We start from the raw sequence: 21,132 nt of genomic DNA, 5'->3' as shown, positions 1-21,132 counted from the left end.
CGAGGAGCCAGACCCCTCCAGCTCCAGCGCTTAACCGTGGCTGCGGGGATCCGCGTCCAAGCCAGGCCATGCCGCGACCTGAGCCAACCCCCTCCCGGCCTCCCCCTGCTGCGCAAGGGGAGGGGCAGACCCTGAGACCTCGATGCCAAGCCCGCGGGATCAGCCCTGAGCCTGCGCCTCTTCGACCTTCGGCTCGCGCCGCAGTCCGCGCACCAGCACGAAGAACAGCGGCACCAGCAGCACCGCCAGGACGGTGCCGGAGAGCATGCCGCCGATCACGCTGATGCCGATCTCGCGGCGGCTGGCCGCGCCGGCGCCGGTGGCGATGGCCAGCGGGATCACGCCGGCGACGAAGGCCAGCGAGGTCATCACGATCGGCCGCAGGCGCAGGCGGGCGCCTTCCAGCGCGGCGGCCATCGGCGTGCGGCCGGCCTTCTGCTCGGCCTCGGCGAACTCCACGATCAGGATCGCGTTCTTGGCCGACAGGCCGATCGTGGTCAGCAGGCCCACCTGGAAATAGATGTCGTTGGTGAACCCGGCCAGCGTGGTCGCCACCACCGTGCCCAGCACGCCCAGCGGGATCACCATCAGCACCGCCGCCGGGATCGACCAGCTCTCGTAGAGCGCGGCCAGGCACAGGAAGATGAAGGCGATCGAGGCTGCGTACAGGTACAGCGTCTGGTTGCTCGACAGCCGCTCCTGGTAGGACAGCCCGCTCCACTGCAGGTCGAAGCCCGGCTGCTGGTCCACCAGCGCCTGCATCCGGTCCATCGCCTCGCCCGAGCTGCGGCCCTCGGCCGCGCTGCCCTGCAGCTGCAGCGCCGAGAGCCCGTTGAAGCGCTGCAGCAGCTGCGGGCCGCGCGTCCAGTGGCTGCTGGCGAAGCTGGAGAACGGCGCCATCTGGCCGTTGTCGCCGCGCACATACCACTGGCCCAGGTCTTCCGGCACGGCGCGATAGGGCGCGTCGCCCTGGATGTAGACGCGCTTGACCCGGCCGCGGTCGATGAAGTCGTTGACGTAGGTCCCGCCCCAGGCCGCCGACAGGGTGGCGTTGATGTCCGACTGGGACAGGCCCAGTGCGCCGGCCTGGGCGTGGTCGATGTCCAACTGCAGCTGGGCCTTGTCGCCCAGGCCGTTCAGGCGCACCGAGGTCAGCGCCGGATCGTCGCCGGCCTGTTCCAGCACCGTGCGCTGCGCCTGGTCGAGGGCATCGCGCCCCTTGCCCTGCGCATCGCGCATCCACAGCTCGAAGCCGCTGGACTGGCCCAGGCCGCGCACGGCCGGCGGCGCGAGCACGTTGATCCGTGCGTCCTCATGAGCGCGGAAATACTTGTTGGCCCGCTCGATGATCGCCGCGGCGGTATTGTGGCGGTCGCGCTCGCCCCAGGGCGTCAGCGACAGGAAGCCCTGGCCCGCGTTCTGGCCGATGCCGGCGTTGTTGCGGCCCACCACCAGAAACACCGCCTCGACGTTGGCCTTTTCCTTGTCCAGGAAGTACTCGCTGATGCGATGGGCCAGCGCCTCGGTGGTGGCCATGGGCGTGCCTTCGGGCGTGGTGAACTGCACCGACAGCTGGCCCTGGTCCTCCACCGGCAGGAAGCTGGTCGGCATGCGCAGATAGAGCACGGCCATGACCACCACCACCACCGCGTACAGCGCCATCCAGCGCTTCGGACGGGTCAGCAGCACCCCCAGCCGGCGCTGGTAAGCGTGCTGGCTGCGCTCGACGCTGCGGTTGAACCACTGGAAGAACCGCCCCGGCCTGCGCTCCTTCTCCACCGGCTTGAGCAAGGTGGCGCACAGGGCCGGCGTCAGGGTCAGCGCGACCAGCGCCGACAGCGCCATGGCCGAGGCGATGGTGATCGAGAACTGCCGGTAGATGATGCCGGTGGAGCCGCCGAACAGCGCCATCGGCAGGAACACCGCGCCCAGCACCACGGTGATGCCGACCAGCGCGCCGGTGATCTCGCCCATCGACTTCTCGGTGGCCTCCAGCGGTGGCAGATGTTCCTCGTGCATGATCCGCTCGACGTTCTCCACCACCACGATGGCATCGTCCACCAGCAGGCCGATGGCCAGCACCATGGCGAACAGCGTCAGCGTGTTGATGGTGAAGCCGGTCAGCGCCAGCACGCCGAAGGTGCCCAGCAGCACCACCGGCACGGTGATCGCCGGGATCAGGGTGGCGCGCGCGTTCTGCAGGAACAGGTACATCACCACGACCACCAGCACGATGGCTTCGATCAGCGTGTGCACCACGCCTTCCACCGAGACCCGCACGAACGGCGTGTTGTCGCGCGGGTAGGCGACCTCCACGCCGGGCGGGAAGGTGGGCTTGAGCCGCTCGATCTCGGCGCGCACCGCATCGGCGGTCTCCAGCGCGTTGGCGCCGGAGGCCAGCGACACCGAGAAGCCCGAACCCGGATAGCCGTTGAGGAAGCTGCTGTTCTGGTAGTTCTCCGCGCCGATCTCCACCCGCGCCACATCGCCCAGGCGCACGCTGGCGCCGCTGGGCAGGGTGGTCAGGATGATCTGGCGGAACTGCTCGGGCGTCTGCAGGCGCGACTGCGCCGTGACCGTGGCGTTGAGCGACTGCCCGTCGATGGCAGGCAGGGCGCCCAGCTCGCCGGCGGTGACCTGGGTGTTCTGCGCCTGGATCGCGGCGCGCACGTCGCTGGGCATCAGCCGGTAGGCGTTGAGCCGGTGCGGGTCCAGCCAGACGCGCATGGCGTACTGCGCGCCGAAGACGTTGATCTCGCCCACGCCGTTGATGCGGCTGATCGGATCCTGCAGCGTGCTGACCAGGAAGTCGGCCACGTCCACGCGCGTCATCTTGCGCGTGGTGTCGTACAGGGCGACCACCATCAGGCTGTCGCCTTGCGACTTGGACACCGTGATGCCCTGCTGCTGCACTTCCTGCGGCAGGCGGTTGATGGCCTGGTTGACCGCGTTCTGCACCTGGACCTGGGCGATGTCCGGATCGGCGCGCTGGTCGAAGGTCACGCTGATGCGCGACTGGCCCGAGGACGAGCTGGACGAGGAGAAGTACAGCAGATGATCGATGCCCTTGAGCTGCTGCTCGATCACCTGGGTGACGCTGTCCTCCACCGTCTTGGCCGAGGCGCCGGTGTAGTTGGCCGCGATGTTGACCTGCGGCGGGGCGATGTCCGGATACTGCTCGACCGGCAGGGTGGCGATGGCGATCGCACCCATCGCCATGATGCAGATGGCCAGCACCCACGCGAAGATGGGCCGGTGGATGAAGAAGCGCGGCAGCATCGGGCGCTCAGCCCTGTCCGGCGCTGGCGGCGGCCTGCTTGACGCTCACCTTGAGGCCATCGCGCAGATTCTGGCGGCCGCCGGTGACGATGCGCTCCCCAGGCTTGAGGCCCTCGGCCACCAGCCAGCGGTTGCCGACCGCGCGCACGGTGGTGAATTGGCGCTGATGCACCACGCCGTCCGCGCCGACCACCCAGGCCTGGGCCTCGCCGCGCGGGGTGCGATCCACCGCCGCCTGCGGCACCAGCAGCGCCTGCTGGCGCACGCCCTGGCCGACCAGCGCCCGCACATACATGCCCGGCAGCAGCGTGCCGTCCGGGTTGGGAAAGCGCGCGCGCAAGGTGATGCTGCCGGTGGCCTGGTCCACGTCGATGTCGGCGAACTCCAGCGTGCCCGGCACGGCGTAGTCGCTGCCGTCGGCCAGCTTCAGCCGCACCGGCGTGGCCGCCGGCTGCACGCCGCCGGCTGCGACCGCGCGGCGCAGCGCCAGGTAGTCGGTGCTGGACTGGTTGATGTCCACGTTCATCGGGTCCAGCTTCTGGATGCGCGCCAGCGGATCGGCCTGGCCGGAGGTCACCAGCGCGCCGGGCGTGAACAGGGCGCGGCCCACGCGCCCGGTGATGGGCGCGGTGACCGTGGCGAAGCGCAGCCGGGTGCGCGCGGTGTCCAGCGCCGCGCGGCTGGCTTCGGCGTTGGCCGCGGCCTGCTTGTAGGCGGCATCCGCATCGTCCACCTCCTGCTGGGCGATCAGCTGGCTCTTGCCCAGCACCTGGTAGCGCTGGGCCTGCAGCCTGGCGCTGGCCAGCGCCGCCTCGGCCGTGGCCAGGTTGGCGCGGGCCTCGTTGCTGGCGGCCTGGTAGAGCGTGGGTTCGATCTGGAACAGCGGCTGCCCGGCCTTGACCGTCTCGCCTTCGGTGAACAGCCGCTTGAGCAGCACGCCCTCCACCTGCGGGCGCACCTCGGATTCTTCCGAGGCCACCGTGCGGCCGGCCAGTTCGGTCTCCAGCGCCAGCGTCTCGGGCTGCAGCGTCAGCACCGAGACCACGGGGGCGGACTTCGACGCGGGCGCCGGTGGGGCGCTGCAGGCGGACAGGGCCAGCACGATGGCGAACAGCGGTGCCGCCCAATCGAACGGACGAGGGGACGGAACGGTCACAAGGATCGGGGAGGTCATGCGCGGCAGGGCGAGGTGGGAGAGGCGCGCGGGCTCCCTGCCCGATGCGCTTGGGCCATCCTACTAGAAGGCCCGGCCTTCGCCATGACCTGCCGGCAAGGCGATGCGCATTTCGGTCCGTCTTGGTCTCGAGTCCTTGCCTGGCGGACGCACGCTTCGGCGGCAAGGCGCGGCGCGCTAGGGAACCCCGCACGGGTGCAGGAAGGCCCCCGACGTCGCGCGCCGGAACGCACAGGCTGATCCGGGTATCGGAATGACGATTACGTCAGCGCGGACCTGCAGTCGGATGCACAGCGCACCTGCACTTGCGAAACGGAGCCCTCCCACGCGACCGCTTGCAGCGACTTGCTGCCGCTGCGGGTCGCAAGGCCCAGCACCATTGCCGGCAGCCGGTGTCCTGACTCAGCGGGTCGCGGACAGCCGGTGTCGAACTCAGTACACGTCGCGGCGATAGCGGCCGGCGGCCAGCAGCTGGTCCAGGCCGTCCTCGCCCAGGATGCTGCGCAGGGCCTCGTCCACGCCGGCGGCCATGCCGTGCAGCGCGCCGCACACATACAGCGTGGCCCCGCGCGCGACCCAGGCCCGCACTTCCTCCGCCTGCGCGGCCAGCAGGTGCTGCACGTAGCGACGTTCGGCCTGATCGCGCGAGAACGCCAGATCCACGCGCGCCAGGTGGCCGCCGCGCTGCCAGGCGTCCAACGCCTGTTCGAAGACATGGTCGTGGGCGCGGGTGCGTTCGCCGAACACCAGCCAGTGGCCGTGCGAGCCGGCCGCCGCGGCCTCGTGCAGCAGGCTGCGCAGGCCGGCGATGCCGGTGCCGTTGCCGATCAGCAGCATGGGCCCGTCGACGCGATGGAAGCCGGGGTTGCGGCGCACGCGCGCCTGCACCGCGGCGCCTTCCGGCGCGTGCACGCACAGCCAGCCCGAGCCCGACCCATGGCGGCCATCGGGCCGCGTGGCCAGGCGCACGACCAGCTCGGCGGCGCCGTCGGAAGGGATCGACGCCAGCGAGTACTCGCGATGCGGCAGCGGCGGCAGGCCGTCGATCCACGCCTGCGCGTCGTGCACCGGGGCCATCGGCAGGTCCAGCTGCGGCAGGTCGCGCGCGGCGGCGGCGCTCGCCAGCGCCTGCGTCCGGCCATCGACCGTCACCGGCGTGGCGGCGTCCAGCCCGACATGCGCCAGCACGGCCGTGACATGGTCGGCGCCGTGCCGCGGCGCGATCTCCAGGATGTCGCCGGCCTGCCAGGACGCGTCGGCCGGGGGCTGCAGGCGCACGTGCCACATCGCCGCCGCGGCGCTGCCGGGATTGAGCCGCGTGCGGCCCAGCAGGCGCCAGGCCTGGAACGGCACGTCTTCCACCACGGGCTCATCGGCGGCCACGCCGGTGAGCTCGGCCAGCTGTCGCTGCCAGTGCTCCAGCGCCTGGCTGTCGTTGCGGTCCACCTCCACGCTGGGGAACAGCGCCCGCGCGCCTTGCGCATGCAGCCAGTGTTCGACCCGGCGCGAGAAGCCGCAGAAGCGCGCGTACTGGCGATCGCCCAACGCCAGCACGGCATAGCCCAGCTCGGGCAGGGCGTGGACCCGTTCGAGCATGCGCCGCTCGAACGGACGCGCGGTATCCGGCGCTTCGCCGTCGCCGAAGGTGCTGATCACGAACAGCGCACGCCGGGTCCGGGCCAGGCGCGCGGCGTCCAGGCGCGCGATCGGTTCGACCTGCACCGGCAGGCCGGCCGCCTGCAGCTGGCCGGCGGCGCGCCAGGCGAGTTGTTCGGCGAAGCCGCTCTGGCTGGCGAAGGACACCAGCCACGGCTCGCCATCGGCCTGCAGCAAGGGCAGGCGCGATGCGCGCGCGGCGCGTTTCCTGCGGCGCCGATCCAGGTACAGCATCCAGCCGGTGACGAAGAACAGGCTCATGCACAGGGCCGAGACCATCACGATGATCCGCCCCGGCAAGCCGAAGAAGCTGCCCGAATGCAGCGCGAACACGCTGGTCAGCACCTTGCGGCCCGCCGGCAGCGCGGCGTAGGGGCTGCGCTCCAGCACCGCGCCGGTGGCCGGGTCGAGCTGGTAGGTGTCGTAGGCGCGGTCGTGCGCGGCGCCTTCCAGCCTGACCCGTGCGGTCAGCGGGCGATCGCCCTTGGGCGCGAAGCGCAGGTCGAGGTAGCCACCCGCGCGCAGGGCGGGGACCGCCGCGTCGAGGCTGGCCTGCACCCGGGCCAAGTCGAGCCGGCCGAAGCCGGCCCCGCCGCGCGCGTCCTCGCGTTCGGCACCGCCCAGCAGCCTGCTGACCCCATCGCGGTACCAGTCGTAGGACCACCACAGCCCGGTCAACGCAATCAGCAAGTACACCACCAGCACCCAGGTGCCGATCACCGAATGCAGGCTCCACAGGAAGCTGCGGCCGCTGCGTTTCCACTCCACGGCCAGCCAGGTACGCGGGCTGCGCCACTGCCGGGGCCAGCGCAGGTACAGGCCGGACAGGCAGAAGAACAGCAGCATGAGCACGCAGGCGCCGGTGATCGCCTTGCCGGTCTCGCCGGCCGCCAGCCGCCGATGCAGGTCCTCGGCGAAGTCGAAGAAGCGCGCGCCGCGCGGCGCGTCGATCACCTGCCCGGTGTAGGGGTCGAAGTACAGCGACGTGCCGCCACGCCCATCGAAGCGCACCTCGGACGGATGCGTGCCGGTGGTGTCCACGCGCAGGCGCTGGATCGGCCCGCGCCGGACCTGCGACAGGCGCTCGACCAGCGTGGTCAGGGGCAGCGCCTGTTCGCCGGCGGCACGATGGCGCGCGACCTGGGCCAGCGGCGGGTTCATCGCGCGCAGCAGCTCGTCCTGGAAGGACAGGCTGGCGCCGGTGAGCCCCATCAGGGCCAGCACCGTGCCGGCGGTGATGCCCAGGAACCAATGGGTCTGGAACAGGAGCTTCTTGAGCACGTGGGGATTCCTGCGCGCCGATCGCCGAAAGGGGAGTTAGAAGCGCAGGCCGAGATTGAACATCGCGGTGCGGTCGTCGCCCATCGCCACTGCCGCGGCCAGGCCGCCGCTGTAGTAATGGGTGTCGAAGATGTTCTTCAGGCTGAAGGCGGCGTGCCAGTGCGGCGCGTCATAGGCCACGCCCGCATCGGCGACCACGTAGCCGGGCAACGTGTAGCTGTAGGCGAAGCGGTCGCTTTCCCCGCGCATGCCGCCGTTGACCGACCAGCGCGACCATGCGCCGGGCAGCTGGTAGCGCGCGAACGCCGTGGCGCTGTGCCGGGGCACGTTGTTGAGGCGGTTGCCGACCGTCGGCACCGCCTGGCCGCCGTCGTCGGTGATCACCGCGTCGGTGTAGGCATAGCCCGCGTTGAGGCTCAGGCCATGGCCCAGATCCGCGGCGATGCCGAGTTCGGCGCCCCGCGTGCGCTGCTCGCCGATGGCGATGCTGAAACCGTCGTTGAGCGGATCGCCCTGCAGCACGTGCTGCCGACGCAGGTCGAATAGCGCCGTGGTCAGCGTCGCACGGCCCTGCGCCAGGTCGATCTTCAGGCCCGCTTCCCATTGCCGGCCTTCCTCGGGCTCGAACCCGCGTCCGTCCACGTCGGTGCCGGTGTTGGGATAGAACGAGGTGGCGTAGCTCAGGTAGGGCCGCACGGCGGGCGTGAGGTCGTACATCACCGCCAGCGCGCCGGTGGTGGCGTCGGCCGGATCGCGTTCGACGCGGCCATTGGCGCGGTTGGTGGTCCGGGTGGTGGTGAAATCCCGGCGCAGGCCCGCACTGACCAGCCAGCGCTCGCCCAGGTGCAGCTGATCGCGCGCATAAAGGCCCAGCATCTCGACCCGCGTGCGGGTGTTGGTGCGGGGCGTGGCAGGGCAGCGGATGGGGCTGCCGTAGACCGGCGCGTACACGTTCAGCGCGGCGACAGTGCAGGTATAGGACAGCACGTCCTCGCGCGTATCCAGGTAATCCACGCCGAAGGTCAGGTCGTGGCGCAATGCGCCGGTGGCGACCTGCTTCCACGCATGCGTATCCACCGACAGGGTATGGCCATCGTAGGCCTGGTCCTGCGCGCCGCGGCGCAGGGTGCGCTGGTCGGCGTTCATCGCCGTATTGCTGACCAACTGGCCGGTGACCTCGAAGTCCTGCACGCGCAGATTCTGGTTGAGCGTCCATCCGTTGCCGAAGCGGTGGCTGAAGGCGTAGCCGATGCGCGACTGGCGCGCGCGGTAGGGGTCCTGTCCCGGCTCGCCGGTGAAGGTGTCGCGCGGGATCGGCCCATTGCGGCTGGGCAGGATCGACCCCACCAGCGGCAGGCCCTGCTGGCGCAGGTAGTCGCGGGTCTGATAGCTGGCCAGCAGGGTCAGATCGGTGTCCGGGCCCAGATCCAGCGACAGCGCCGGCGCGATGTGGCGTGCCCGGAACCAGACGTGGTCGGTGGCGTCGTCGCTGTTCATGGCCAGGCCGTTGAGGCGCAGCGCGGCCCTGCCGTCGGCCGACAGCGGCGTGTTGAGATCGAACGTGCCCTGCACCAAGCCGTGGCTGCCGATCGTGGTGTCGATATGGTCGAAACGCTCGGCCTGCGGACGCTTGCTGACCATGTTCACCAGTCCACCCGGCAGCACCAGCCCGTACATCAGCGAGGCCGGACCCTTGAGCACCTCGACCTGTTCGTAGCCGAACAACTGCTCGGCCACGCGACTGGACGCGGCGGTGCGCAAGCCATCGACGAACAGCGAATCGGAGGCGACCTGACCGCGGATGATCAGGTCGTCCCAGCCGCGTCGGCCGAAGGTGTTGCTGACCACGCCAGGGACGTTGTGCAAGGCATCGGCCAGGCTCTGCGCCTGCTGCGCATCGAGCAGGTCGCGCGTGACCACGCTGACCGATTGCGGTGACGCGCCGGGCGCCAATCCGGACTTGCCGACCTGAGCAGGCCCGCGGCTACGGAAGCCGCTCGTCGCCGTGCCGGTGACGCGCACGGTATCCAGTTCCCTGGCTTGGGGCGCGGCGTCGACCGCGGTGGTCTCGTCGCCGGGCTGGGCATGCAGGGCGAACGGCGCGCAGCTCAACAGGCACGCGCACAGGGAAGCGGAGCGGGGCAAAAGCATCGAGGGGATTCTTGAGAACGCGAATTGTTCTCAACAATGATAGGTGGCCCGCGGTACTGCTGCAATGCAGCGGCGTCTCGTCGCGGCCCGCCTGACAGGCCACGTGTAGATCTCCTGGAGAAAAGACCCGCTGCGCAACGCGCCGGAAGGCGTCGTCGCCCGAGGCCTCAGCGCGAGTGCAGGCAGCCGCGTGAGGTAACGACGATCGCTCAGGTATGCGCCGGCCGCGGCCCGTCTGCATCGTCGTCGTCGCGCCCGTCCTTCGCCGGCGGCACCGGCTCGGGCATCAGCGCCAGCAGGCGATCGGCCAGCGCCTTGTAGACCGGCTTGCGGCACACCAGCGCCGAGGCGCCGCGGGCGAGCAGGGCGGTGGCCAGGATCGGCAGCATCATGTCGCTGTTGTCGGTCAGCTCCAGGCAGATGATCGACGAGGTCAGCGGCGCCTGGGTCACGCCGGTCAGGTAGGCGCACATGCCCAGCAGCACCATCGAGGATGGGTCCACGCCCGGCAGCAGCAACGCCAGGTTGTGGCCAATCCCCGCGCCCACGGCCAGCGCCGGCGAGAACAGCCCGCCGGGGATGCCCGCCACGTAGGACACCAGGTTGGCGGCGAACTTCATCAGCCCGAACTCGTGCCCGACCACCGCATGGTCCTGCACCAGGCTGCGCGCCTGCTCGTAGCCGGTGCCGAACGCGCCGGCGCCGAAGACGATGCCAAGCAGCGCCAGCACCAGGCCGCAGCCGCCGGCGAACAGCACCGGATTGGCCGCGCGCATCCGGCCCAGCCAGCGCGGCCGGCCGTCCATCGCCGCCAGGATCATGCGGCTGAAGACCCCGCCCAGCAGCCCGGCCACGGCCCCGCACAGCAGCACCGCCAGCCAGCCCAGCCCCAGCGGCAGGGCGGCCTGCACCGTGCCGAAATAGGTGTAGGCGCCCAGCAGCCCCAGCGAGACCACGCCGCCGACGATCACCGCTGTCAGCAGCGTGCCGGAGAAGGTGTGCTCGAAGCGGCCCGACAGCTCCTCGATCGCGAACACCACGCCGGCCAGCGGCGTGTTGAACGCCGCCGCGATGCCGGCCGCGCCGCCGGCCAGCAGGAAGTGCGTGGCATCGCGCGGATCCTTGAAGCCCAGCGCTCGCCCGATCACATACATCAGGCTGGCGCCCACGTGCACCGTCGGCCCCTCGCGGCCGACCGAGGCCCCGCCGAACAGCGCCAGCACGGTCAGCGCCAGCTTGCCGGCCGAGACCCCCAGCGACAGATTGCGCCTGCGGAACTCGCGATCGGGCAGCTGCAGCGCGGCGATCACCTGCGGGATGCCCGAGCCGCGGGTCGGCTTGAGCGCCCCGTTGGTGAGCCAGGCCAGCGCGGCGAACACCGTCGGCGTCAGCAGCAGCGCCCACCACACCGAGTGGTGGATGACCCGCGAGAACAGCCCGAAGGCCGCATCGGCCGCCCGGGCGAAGATCAGGGCCACCACCGCCACCGCGACGGCACCGCCCCACAAGGCCACGCGCCGCATCCAGCGCTCCCGCGACCACAGCGGCGCCAGCGCGCCGCCCGCTTTGAATGGCTCGAACATGTGACCCAGTGTCGCATGCGACGGCGCGACAGCCCAAGGCTTGCACGCGCGGACAGGCATAATGCGCAGCCGGCAAGCCCTGCCTTTGATCCCTTTCGACACGAACCCATGACCGAAAAGAACACGCTGAACCTGGACGCCATCGCCCAAGCCAAGGCCAAGCTGGCCGAAGAACTGCGCAAGCTCGAGGCGCAGGAAGTCGAGCTGCGCCAGCAGGAGGCCACGGACGCGTTTTCCAACGTGATCAAGCTGCTGCAGACCTACGGCAGCCACTTCAACGCCAAGCAGAAGGCGGAGATCGCCGCCCTGACCGGCGCCAGCGAGCCGCGCGCCAAGAAGTCCGCCGGCTCCAGCACCCGCGGCACCACCGTGGCGCCCAAGTACTGGCTGCCGCACACCGGCGAGACCTGGACCGGCCGCGGCCGCACGCCCAAGGCCTTCGCCGCCTGGGAAGGCACCGCCGCCTACAACGAGTGGAAGGCGCGCCACCCCAAGGACAAGTTCCCGGCCTATCCGGGCTGAACCGCCCAGGCGGACGCTGCCATCGCTGCAACCCGACGCCCGCGCCCGCCGCGGGCGTCGCGTTTTGAGCGGCGGCGAGGGCAGGGCCGGAGCAGGGCAGTGCCGAGGGCGTGCGCTACCATGCCGCGCCCCGCAATGCGACCTTGAAGACGAACGCGCCATGACCGCCACGCGCCTTGAACTGACCCGCCCCGACGACTGGCACCTGCACCTGCGCGACGGGCAGGCCCTGGCCTCGGTGGTGGGACATACCGCGCAGCGCTTCGCGCGCGCCATCGTCATGCCCAACCTCAAGCCGCCAGTGGCCACCGTGGCCCAGGCCGAGGACTACCGCGCGCGCATCCTGGCCTGCCTGCCGGCCGGGTCCGGCTTCCAGCCGCTGATGACCCTGTACCTGACCGAGGACACCGCGCCGGAGGAGATCGCCCGGGCCAAGGCCAGCGAGCACGTGTTCGCGGTCAAGTACTACCCGGCCGGCGCGACCACCAACTCGCAGTCCGGCGTGCGCGACCTGGCGCGCGTGAACGCGGTGCTGGAGGCGATGGAGAAGCACGAGCTGCCGCTGCTGCTGCATGGCGAGGTGACCGACCCGGCCGTGGACATCTTCGACCGCGAACGCGTGTTCATCGAGCGCCACCTGCTGCCGCTGCAGGCTCGCTTCCCCGGCCTGCGCATGGTGCTCGAGCACATCACCACCAAGGACGCGGTGGACTTCGTCACCGACGCCCCGGCCAACGTCGGCGCCACCATCACCGCCCACCACCTGCTGCTCAACCGCAACGCCCTGTTCGAAGGCGGCATCCGCCCGCACAACTACTGCGCCCCCATCCTCAAGCGCGAGACCCACCGCCAGGCCCTGCTGCAGGCTGCCACCAGCGGCGATGCGCACTTCTTCCTCGGCACCGACAGCGCCCCGCACCCCCGCGGCGCCAAGGAAACCGCCTGCGGCTGCGCCGGCCTCTACACCGCCCACGCCGCCATCGAGCTGTACGCCGAAGCCTTCGACCAGGCCGGCAAGCTTGACCAGCTGGAAGCCTTCGCCAGCTTCCACGGCCCGGATTTCTACCGACTGCCGCGCAACCAGGAGCGGATCATGCTGGAGCGCAAGGCCCGGACCGTGCCCGACACCTATGCGCTGGCGGATTCGGTGGTGGTGCCGATGCGGGCGGGGGAGGGGGTTGAGTGGTCGCTGGCGTAGGTAGTGGGTTGAATGATCCCCAATAGCTTCTGCAAGATGTTCCCGAGCGAGAGTTAACCGTGTTGCCTTGCCGACCTTAATAGCTCCAATCGGATAATTTGAATGTCTATCAGGGATGGGGAGGCGAAAGTATCGACTGGTCGATAGTCTTGTGATCAGGGGCTAGTGCTCCTCTTCGTCCAATTCTGGTCGCTGACCTTGTCGGCTCGAGTTGGCTCGAGCTAGCCCGCCACATGGGCGCTGCCTAATGTGTGCAATCTGGCCTGCTTTCAGCCGCCATCCCATCAACGCTATGATCTAGATTCAGGGAGGCGCCAAGCGCAGTCTTAGGGAAGGTCTGATCAACACCGTTGTAGGATGAGGCAAGCTACATCGAGCACGTTGACGACGCTTAAACCCTCGGTTTTTCGCCGTTTCCGGCGCATTTCCAGGGTATTCCCCGGGTTACAGGCGCACCATCCCCACGACAGGCATCAACTGCTTTCGCTTCAGCCACAGGTTCGACAGCGCAAACAGCATCAGCACCTGCGCGGTGTTCTTCGCCAGTCCCCGATAGCGCACCTTGACGTAGCCAAACTGGCGCTTGATCACCCGAAACGGGTGCTCCACCTTCGCACGCAGGCTGGCCTTGGCGTGCTCCCAGCCTTTGGCCCACTTCAATTCGCGCTTGCTCTTGATTTGCTTCAGCTTCGAGGGCTTCTCCGCGATCAGGTAGCGTAGCTTGCGCTTGCTCGTCATCTCCTCGCGCTTCTCCAGCCCGGTGTAGCCGCTGTCGCCGCACACCGTGTCTTCCTTGCCATGCAGCAGCTTGTGCGCTTGCGTGATGTCCGCCACGTTGGCCGCCGTGCATTCCACGTGGTGCACCAGGCCGGACTCATCGTCCATCCCGATGTGTGCCTTCATCCCGAAGTAGTACTGGTTGCCCTTTTTGGTCTGGTGCATCTGCGGATCGCGCTCGCCGTCCTTGTTCTTGGTCGAACTGGGCGCAGCAATGATCGTGGCATCCACGATCGTGCCGCCTCGCAGGCTCTGCCCCTTGCGTGACAGGTGCGCGTTGACCCGGTTGAACAGCTTGCGCGCCAAATCGTGCTGCTCCAGCAAGTGGCGGAAGTTGAGAATCGTGGTCTCGTCCGGCACCTCATCCAACCCGCCGATCTTGGCGAAACGGCGCATCGACACCGTGTCGTACAGGGCTTCTTCCGCCGCCGGATCGCTCAGTGCGTACCACTGCTGCAAAAAGTGGATGCGCAGCATCGTCTCCAGCGGATAAGCAGGGGTGGTGGCCCCATGGGATGACGCAAGCGATCTACGCGCGGTCTCCGGTCGGCTATATCACCAAGTACGCCTCCAAGGGCGAGACAAAATCCGGCGCTCACCTCCCGCACAAGGCGCGCCTGTGGGGCTATGGCGGGCTGTTGATGTCTGAGCGTGGCGATGTGGCCTGCCTTGAAGTGCTTCGCGCGATACCAGAAGGTTCGGTCGATGCGATCGTGACCGACCCGCCCTACGGCATCGCATTTATGGGCAAGCGCTGGGACTACGACGTGCCCAGCACTGAGATATGGGCCGAGTGCCTACGCGTTTTGAAGCCAGGCGGTCACCTTCTGGCCTTTGCCGGAACCCGCACGCAGCACCGCATGGCGGTACGCATTGAGGACGCCGGCTTCGAGATCCGCGACATGATCGCCTGGGTGTACGGCAGCGGCTTTCCGAAGTCGCACAACGGGGTTTGGGGCGGCACGGCCCTCAAGCCGGCCCTGGAGCCGATCACCATGGCCCGCAAGTCTCTGAATGGGACTGTCGCCCTTAATCATGCCTCGCATGGAACTGGCGGCCTGAACATAGATGCCTGTCGCGTGGATGGAATCGTTCAATCCAATGCAGGGAACATTGGCTTTGGATCAGGTCGGATTGATGGCTACATCAAGGGCACTGGCCGGGAGTATCAAGCCAACGGAAGGTGGCCGGCAAACCTGATCCATGACGGCAGTGAGGAGGTCTTGGAAGCGTTCCCGAACGCACCCGGTCAGCTCGCGAACACAAGCGCAAACCATGCCGCTTGCAAGACCCAGAACGTCTATGGCGCAATGCGCCGCGGACGCGGCGAGGAACCTAGTGCCGACTCGTCGAACGAGGGGGCGGTTGGTTTCAAGATGAGGCCCGGCATTCGTAGGCTCGATGGCGGAAGCGCGGCGCGCTTCTTCTACTGCGCCAAGGCGTCCAGGCTCGACCGAGACGAAGGGCTTGAAGCACTGGCGCGGCAAGCCGCCGGAATGGTCAGCAATACGTCGGGACAGCACATGACGAGGCGTGATGAGGGCTACGAGGTTGCCCCGCGGGCAAACCATCATCCGACCGTCAAGCCGACCGACCTAATGCGATACCTGTGCCGTCTAGTCACGCCAGCGGGCGCTGTCGTATTGGACCCCTTTATGGGGAGTGGTAGTACCGGGAAGGCCGCCTTGCTGGACCGTTTTTCGTTCATCGGGGTGGAGCGCGACGAACAGTACTTCAACATCGCGCTCGCGCGAATTTCTGCTGCGCTCCACGAGACGGACCAGGACGACCGCTACCTGCGCAAAGGCTCGCTGGTGACCATCGAAGGGAAACTGCGCACCGAGCGATGGCAGGCCAGCGACGGCAGTGATCGTTACAGCGCATGGATCTACTGCGACCCGCGCGGCTTGACGCTCCACGGGGGCAGGGAGCATGCCCGCACGGGGGTCGAGCACCAGGGCAGGTCCTCAGCGCCGCCGGGGCGAGCACCGGCGCAGCCTCAACCGGGAGACGTCGACGATGACATCCCGTTCTGAGTCAGGAGATTATGCGCAGTGCGCGAGGGTGGAAGCCGGCCGCGCGCTTGAGCATGTCGAAATCCGCGCCCAGGTACCGCATCGTCGTGGACAGGTCGGCGTGCCCCAGCATCTGGCTGATGGCCGCCATGTCGCACCCGTTGCGCAGCAGCTCCGTGGCAAACGCGTAGCGAAGCTGGTGAGGATAGTGCCCGGTCCAGGGTTTGCCGGTGCCGGGCCGGATGCGGTCGAGCCCGCACGCGGTCCCCAGCGCTCGACGCGCATGCCGGTTGACGATGACCCAGACCGAGCGGCCGTCGCGCAGCGGCTTGCCATGGCGCGTGACGAAGAGCGCCGCGCGCTTGCCGGCGCCGACCGTCGCCCGTTGACGCAGATAGGCTTCCAGCAGCCCATGCCAGGCCCCGCCATATGGCACCAGCCGGTCCCGGCCACCCTTGCCCTCGACGTACAGGAAACCATCCAGGCGCACGCTTCCCAGCTGCAGCCTGGCCAGCTCGCCCGCCCGCAGACCGCATTGGTAGAGCGTGGCGATGATGAGGTGGTCCCTGAGGCCCACGAACGTCGACAGGTCGGGCTGCGCCAGCAATACGCCCACGTCGTGATCACACAGGTGGAACACCGGACGCGGGCTGACCGGTCGCGTCTTGGGCCACGCGACCGGCACCCAGCAGGTCGGGTCCACGGTTCGGCGCCAGCCGTACCAGCAGCGCAACGCGGCCACGTCCAGTTTCAGCGTCGCCGGCGCGAGTTGGTCGCGCCGGTGGGCTACGAAGCGCAACACGGGGTCCATGTGAAGCGGCACGCGGTCGGCGAAGGCGACGTATCGGCTGACGATCGACAGATACGTGGCCACGGTGCGCGGGCTTCGCCGCTGGCCACGAAGGAACCACCGGAAGTCCTCGAGCGACTGGGGGTCAACCGGACAATAAGAACGGGTTATATCTACCAACGGTAAAAACCCTCCATGTACAAGCAAGGGAAATCCATCGTCGGATCAATGAGTTAGGGGTCATGTGAGATCGCCACACCCGCGATCTTACATAATATACATTATGCGAAAATCTAGTACTTCTGCCGGTGTTGCGTGGAAGTCCTAGATTGGAGCCTCCGTCCGCAACAGAGCCTTTGTTCGATGGTACATATAGTGTTGCTTCCTCAACAGGAAACAGCCTTTGCTCAACGTGCTTACGGATTCTCAGGTTCCAGCCTCACTACGGGGCGCCTTACTCGTTGACGATGTTCACAGGCTGCCTCGTTACTGGGCTAGCGTCTGGGCGTTGATGTCCAACCATGACCTCGCCGCATCTAGCCAGGTAAAGAAGCTTCGGTACATCGAGAGTTTGTACGGCCATGCGGATCGTCAGTTCGGCGCCCACGCGCTGGATGACGCCTTGGGCCACCTGAACGAGGTCGTGCTCGCCGAGATCCTAGAGTCCTGGTTCATATCGATCCGCAATCAACCTTCCGTTGGTCCTGCGGACGAATCACGTTGGCGCACCGGCTTAGCATTTGTCGGGTCCGTGGTCACCTGGTTGTCCAAGTCAACGTTGCCAACCGACCGTCTCCGGCAGATTGAAGCTCGCCTGCATCGCCTATCCCACCTGTATGGACAGCTCCACGTCCGCAGGAGCCGCCAACCGAGTCAGATCCGTTCATTGCCGGCGAGCGTGATCAAGGCGCTCTACGAAATGCTAGACCCGGCATCGGCCACCAATCCTTTTGCACGACAGCACACGCGATGGCTCGCCTTCATTTCCTTTCTGCTGATGCTCCATCAGGGGCTTCGACGCGGCGAGCTCCTGTTGCTTACCGCGGACGTGATCAAGGACGGATTTGATGAAGGGCAACAGAGGTCTCGCTGCTGGATGAATGTGCAAGAGAGCCTGTATTCCGATGAGGGCGATGATCCGCGGTATTCCAGACCCAGCATCAAGTCGGCGAACTCTATCCGCCAACTGCCGGTGAGCGAAGCCATCGCGGGGTTAGTACAGACCTATGTTGAAAATTATCGAGGTAGGCCAGGTCACGCCTTCCTGCTGAACACACAGCAGGATAGTCCACTGTCCACTGAATCCTTGACGAAGATGTTCCTGAAAATTTCCGCGGCCCTATCCCCCTCCGTTCTCCCTGAGCTGATGGAGCGGAGCGGAAAACATTCAGTCACACCCCACGACCTTCGTCATACGTGTGCCGTAGTGCGACTGAATCAACTTCTTCACCATGGGGACTCAATGGATGAAGCACTGCAGAAGCTCCGGGCATTCTTCGGCTGGTCGCGAGAATCACAGATGCCCGTTCGCTATGCAAGAGCGGTGTTCGAAGACCGTCTATCGTCGGTTTGGAACAACGCATTTGACGACCGAGTAGAGGTTCTGAGAGCAATTCCTTCCTGATATGCAACGTGATCATCATCGTCGGCTCGACGCGTCAACGCTGAGCGAAGTCGCTGCGCAGCTTCCGCCATTGCCGCCCGTGATTAGGTGCTACGACGATTTCGATGACACGACTCGTTCCATTCGAAGTCCTGCGACAGCCAACCGCTTCGCAGTTCATGCGAATGGAAGCGTTGTCAACATCGAGTTCGCTCTGGTTGAAGAGGCCTTTGGAAGCCTTCTTAAACACGTATTTCTGCACATCATTGGAGAGGGCTTCGCGCCGAGAACCGCCGCAATGTACACGCTCGGAGGGAAACACTTTGGAAGCGAAGATCTTGCTGGGCTTTTGGGCTCTGGACCCACAGGAATATCTTCCGTATGGACGGCCCTCCTCGCGAAGACCTTGCCTAGAGACGCCTACTCCTGCGCAAAATCGATCCTCAAACTGCTCTGCCAACATCGCATCAATGGCTGGTCAGACTCCTATCACGATGTCATATCTGCTCTGCCCCTACCCTTCAAGGACAAGTATGCCGTCGTCCGATCGGGTGAAGCCTTTATTTCGGTTGACGATGAAGCTGCGGTAGTTAGGTTTCTAGATGAAGCGGCGATCCGGGCAAAGAAATCGTTGCTGGCTCTTGTGGATGTTCAAGACGCAGCGATGTTGCTTTGTGCTTATCAGTTCGCAATGCGACCTGTTCAGATTGCAATGCTCACGTTTCGTGACGTAAAAGTTCGTCGAGAAGATGTTGGCATGCTCGCATCTGTCCACATCGCATTCCGGATGGCGAAGCAGCGGAGTTCCAGTGCCGCCAAGCCGATGCTTAGGCGCGTGAAACGCGAGTGGACCCCACTCTTCGTCGAGATCGATCGACACTTTCAGGCTAGTGGCGGTGATGCGGGCGCTAGGGTGTTCGGCGCCACATCCGCTAATGAAGCAAGTCGTCGCATCAGCTCTCTACTTCGCGATCTTCTAGAACTGGGCGCGACTGCCGTCAATCTGCGTCACACAGCCGCTCAACGCCTCGTTGACGCCGGCGCAAGCCAAGAGGAACTGGCCGAGTTCCTTGGGCACTCGGATGTAACGACTGCGCTTGTGTACTACGAAACATCGGCCAACCAGGCTGAACGGGTGAACAATGCGCTGGGAATCTCCGAGATCTATCAGCGCGTGGCTCGAATTGCCCACGATCGGTTTATAGGTCCGGAAGAGCTCGCGCAATTGAAGGAGTCCCAGCAGATCGGCGGAGCGCCACATGGTGTTCCGATCGCTGGAATCGGTGGGTGCACCTCCGGGCAGGCTGCGTGTCCCTACAACCCGATCTTGTCCTGCTATGGCTGTAGGAAGTTCATGCCGATTCACGACGTTCAGATGCAATCGAGAGTTCTAGCCGACTTTCGGGTTGTGGCGCGGTTCTTCCATGACTCATCTCGTGGCGACGCGGCTTCGCCAGCCTATCTGCAGCTTGAACGGACAATCGCTGAAGTTCAGGCAGTGGTTCTCGAACTCGAAGGTTCGCCGTCTTGAATCCTCACTTCTCAGGTTTCATCCAGCTCGGCAAAGAGCTCGCCTCGACGCATGGAGTCGCCTGGGAGATTCCGCTGGACCAAAGCGGCACCGCGATCAAAGGACATGAATGGGATCTCACTACGCTAGCAGGGGGCGTTACTCCCAAGCATCGCTTGCGCCACTTCAGTTCGGAAGGTTCGGCACTTGATGCGCTCAACGCAGCTCGCTCTTCCAACGGGATGCCGGCTCTGTCTGCTCGCACTTTGTCGCCGGCATGGCAGGACCTCATCAAAGCTGCAGTCATGGAACAGCTGTTTGTTCGCCGCAACTCGTTCGGTCACGTCGCCAACAATGTGGCACGCCCCTTGCGCGTGATCGCTACATGCGCGGGAGACGCCGAGCCATGGAGTGTCACTGTTGATGAGATGGCTCTCGCGGTTCGTACCGGCAACAGCATCCAGGCATCGGGCAAGCTTGGCGATTTGATCGCGGGGCTGACCAAGGTGCTATTTGATACCAACCACTTGGCCGACGTGGGACCGCTCTACCCTGCCCTCGCCACCGCACGTCTCCAGCCTAGAGCCACTCGACGGTCGAAATTTCTCAATTCTCAAGAGGAGATTCGGCACAACCTGGAAGATCGCAAACGCGCTGAGCGCCTACCCGAACGTCGCGCTTTCTGGGAGCTGGTCCGGATCGTCATGACCGAGCAGCCACTGACCTTCATGGACGAACTGCGCTTTTCAGCCATTCGCATCATGATCCTGACGGGCTTTCGAATTGGAGAGGCCACGCTCCTTCCCGCTGAGTGGCGGACGGACCGGCACTACTACGACTCGAAGCAGCGGCCTGCAGGGGAGCTAGGTGGGTACTCCAAATCGCTCATGATCCGGCACTTCGCCGAAAAGCAGCAGGCAAAGAATGCCGATAGCAAGGTGCTCGTCGCCAAGACGCATTACGTTCCCCAGATGTTCGAGGAGATTGTGAGCGAGACCCTGGCCCGTGCTGCGGCAATCACCAGCCCGCTACGAAGCACGCTGAGGAAGCAGACTGAAACAGGGCGTGTTCTGCCAGACTTCGCGCTCAGTGAGCTGGTGCCGACCACGCAAATCTACCCTCGCCTTTCCGGAAACGCCTTCTGGCTAGACCTGGCCGAGGACAAGAAGCAGTATTGGATGCGGAAGTGCCGCCAGAACTATTCTGCTGATTGCTTCGACGATCTCCAGAAAGTTCAAGAGAGCTTGAACGCTAGTTTTCAAGGTGAAATGAGTGCGACCGCTCGCATGTACTTTCGCCGGATGGCGGGATTCGAGGGCAAAGATGGTGGCGCATTGGTGCTGAGAGACGTTGAAGGCAGGGCGGTCTCACCCAACGGAAGGCGCGACATGAGCAAGGTCTTCGTGAGAATCGGAGATCTTGAAAAATTACCTTCGTGTCGCGGCCGGCTCAAAGTTGCCGGACACTGGACCGACCAGAGTTCCATAGACACTCAGTCGCCGCTCTGCGCGTAGCGCTTTTCGAACTCTACCGGTGACATGCCGCCAGCGGAACCATGCCGGCGAATCGGGTTGTAGAACATCTCGATGTAGT

Annotated in this window: 12 protein-coding genes and 1 pseudogene; 6 read left to right on the top strand and 7 right to left on the bottom strand. The window is 66.2% G+C overall.

Annotated elements, in window-relative coordinates:
- Nucleotides 1-159: 159 nt before the first annotated feature.
- The 5 genes from EAT51_RS18430 to EAT51_RS18410 all read right to left on the bottom strand — a co-directional run bounded on the left by EAT51_RS18430 (nucleotide 160) and on the right by EAT51_RS18410 (nucleotide 11,124).
- Nucleotides 160-3,279, bottom strand: a complete 3,120-nt coding sequence (locus tag EAT51_RS18430; RefSeq protein WP_130561885.1) for an efflux RND transporter permease subunit — start codon at nucleotides 3,277-3,279, stop codon at nucleotides 160-162.
- Nucleotides 3,280-3,286: 7 nt separating this feature from the next.
- Nucleotides 3,287-4,453: an efflux RND transporter periplasmic adaptor subunit gene (locus tag EAT51_RS18425; RefSeq protein WP_130561884.1), complete on the bottom strand. Its 1,167-nt coding sequence runs from the start codon at nucleotides 4,451-4,453 to the stop codon at nucleotides 3,287-3,289.
- Between the two features lie 432 nt (nucleotides 4,454-4,885).
- Nucleotides 4,886-7,390: a PepSY domain-containing protein gene (locus EAT51_RS18420; RefSeq protein ID WP_130561883.1), complete on the bottom strand. Its 2,505-nt coding sequence runs from the start codon at nucleotides 7,388-7,390 to the stop codon at nucleotides 4,886-4,888.
- Nucleotides 7,391-7,426: 36 nt separating this feature from the next.
- Nucleotides 7,427-9,541 (bottom strand): TonB-dependent siderophore receptor, encoded by a 2,115-nt coding sequence (locus EAT51_RS18415; protein ID WP_130561882.1) that lies wholly within the window; start codon nucleotides 9,539-9,541, stop codon nucleotides 7,427-7,429.
- Between the two features lie 209 nt (nucleotides 9,542-9,750).
- On the bottom strand, nucleotides 9,751-11,124 hold the full coding sequence (locus tag EAT51_RS18410; RefSeq protein WP_130518486.1) for a chloride channel protein: 1,374 nt from the start codon (nucleotides 11,122-11,124) through the stop codon (nucleotides 9,751-9,753).
- Between the two features lie 108 nt (nucleotides 11,125-11,232).
- Between EAT51_RS18410 and EAT51_RS18405 the strand changes: the two genes are divergently transcribed.
- Nucleotides 11,233-11,646 (top strand): H-NS histone family protein, encoded by a 414-nt coding sequence (locus EAT51_RS18405; protein ID WP_130518484.1) that lies wholly within the window; start codon nucleotides 11,233-11,235, stop codon nucleotides 11,644-11,646.
- Nucleotides 11,647-11,806: 160 nt separating this feature from the next.
- The gene (gene pyrC / locus EAT51_RS18400; protein WP_130561881.1) at nucleotides 11,807-12,844 is read left to right on the top strand and encodes a dihydroorotase; all 1,038 of its coding nucleotides are present in this window, start codon (nucleotides 11,807-11,809) and stop codon (nucleotides 12,842-12,844) included.
- A 444-nt stretch (nucleotides 12,845-13,288) separates the two neighbouring features.
- On the opposite strand, the pseudogene EAT51_RS18395 reads toward pyrC, so the two are convergent.
- Nucleotides 13,289-14,113 (bottom strand): annotated as a pseudogene (locus EAT51_RS18395) (IS5 family transposase); the annotation flags it as partial.
- A 23-nt stretch (nucleotides 14,114-14,136) separates the two neighbouring features.
- Here EAT51_RS18395 and EAT51_RS18390 point away from each other — a divergent pair.
- The gene (locus tag EAT51_RS18390) at nucleotides 14,137-15,657 is read left to right on the top strand and encodes a DNA methyltransferase (protein ID WP_228257991.1); all 1,521 of its coding nucleotides are present in this window, start codon (nucleotides 14,137-14,139) and stop codon (nucleotides 15,655-15,657) included.
- Between the two features lies 1 nt (nucleotide 15,658).
- On the opposite strand, the gene EAT51_RS18385 is transcribed toward EAT51_RS18390, so the two are convergent.
- On the bottom strand, nucleotides 15,659-16,510 hold the full coding sequence (locus EAT51_RS18385; RefSeq protein ID WP_130518479.1) for a tyrosine-type recombinase/integrase: 852 nt from the start codon (nucleotides 16,508-16,510) through the stop codon (nucleotides 15,659-15,661).
- 427 nt (nucleotides 16,511-16,937) lie between these two features.
- On the opposite strand from EAT51_RS18385, the gene EAT51_RS18380 reads away from it, so the two are divergent.
- The 3 genes from EAT51_RS18380 to EAT51_RS18370 are packed head-to-tail and all read left to right on the top strand — an operon-like array spanning nucleotide 16,938 to nucleotide 21,053.
- On the top strand, nucleotides 16,938-18,050 hold the full coding sequence (locus EAT51_RS18380; protein ID WP_205953553.1) for a tyrosine-type recombinase/integrase: 1,113 nt from the start codon (nucleotides 16,938-16,940) through the stop codon (nucleotides 18,048-18,050).
- Nucleotide 18,051: 1 nt separating this feature from the next.
- Complete coding sequence (locus EAT51_RS18375) at nucleotides 18,052-19,560, top strand: site-specific integrase (protein WP_228257990.1); 1,509 nt, start codon at nucleotides 18,052-18,054, stop codon at nucleotides 19,558-19,560.
- On the top strand, nucleotides 19,557-21,053 hold the full coding sequence (locus tag EAT51_RS18370) for a hypothetical protein (RefSeq protein ID WP_228257989.1): 1,497 nt from the start codon (nucleotides 19,557-19,559) through the stop codon (nucleotides 21,051-21,053). Before EAT51_RS18375 ends, EAT51_RS18370 begins: the two co-directional genes overlap by 4 nt.
- Nucleotides 21,054-21,132: the final 79 nt, after the last annotated feature.

The sequence above is a fragment of the Pseudoxanthomonas winnipegensis genome (assembly GCF_004283755.1).
Classification (GTDB): Bacteria; Pseudomonadota; Gammaproteobacteria; order Xanthomonadales; family Xanthomonadaceae; genus Pseudoxanthomonas_A; species Pseudoxanthomonas_A winnipegensis.
Note: the sequence above shows the minus strand (reverse complement) of the source record. Positions and strands in the feature narration are given on the sequence as shown.

Bases quoted from the DNA above. Each gene is read 5' to 3' on its own strand.
- pyrC (WP_130561881.1), top strand. From the start codon at position 11,807: ATGACCGCCACGCGCCTTGAACTGACCCGCCCCGACGACTGGCACCTG.
- EAT51_RS18430 (WP_130561885.1), bottom strand. From the start codon at position 3,279: ATGCTGCCGCGCTTCTTCATCCACCGGCCCATCTTCGCGTGGGTGCTG.
- EAT51_RS18375 (WP_228257990.1), top strand. From the start codon at position 18,052: ATGCAACGTGATCATCATCGTCGGCTCGACGCGTCAACGCTGAGCGAA.
- EAT51_RS18405 (WP_130518484.1), top strand. From the start codon at position 11,233: ATGACCGAAAAGAACACGCTGAACCTGGACGCCATCGCCCAAGCCAAG.
- EAT51_RS18390 (WP_228257991.1), top strand. From the start codon at position 14,137: ATGACGCAAGCGATCTACGCGCGGTCTCCGGTCGGCTATATCACCAAG.
- EAT51_RS18410 (WP_130518486.1), bottom strand. From the start codon at position 11,124: ATGTTCGAGCCATTCAAAGCGGGCGGCGCGCTGGCGCCGCTGTGGTCG.
- EAT51_RS18425 (WP_130561884.1), bottom strand. From the start codon at position 4,453: ATGACCTCCCCGATCCTTGTGACCGTTCCGTCCCCTCGTCCGTTCGAT.
- EAT51_RS18380 (WP_205953553.1), top strand. From the start codon at position 16,938: ATGTCCAACCATGACCTCGCCGCATCTAGCCAGGTAAAGAAGCTTCGG.
- EAT51_RS18415 (WP_130561882.1), bottom strand. From the start codon at position 9,541: ATGCTTTTGCCCCGCTCCGCTTCCCTGTGCGCGTGCCTGTTGAGCTGC.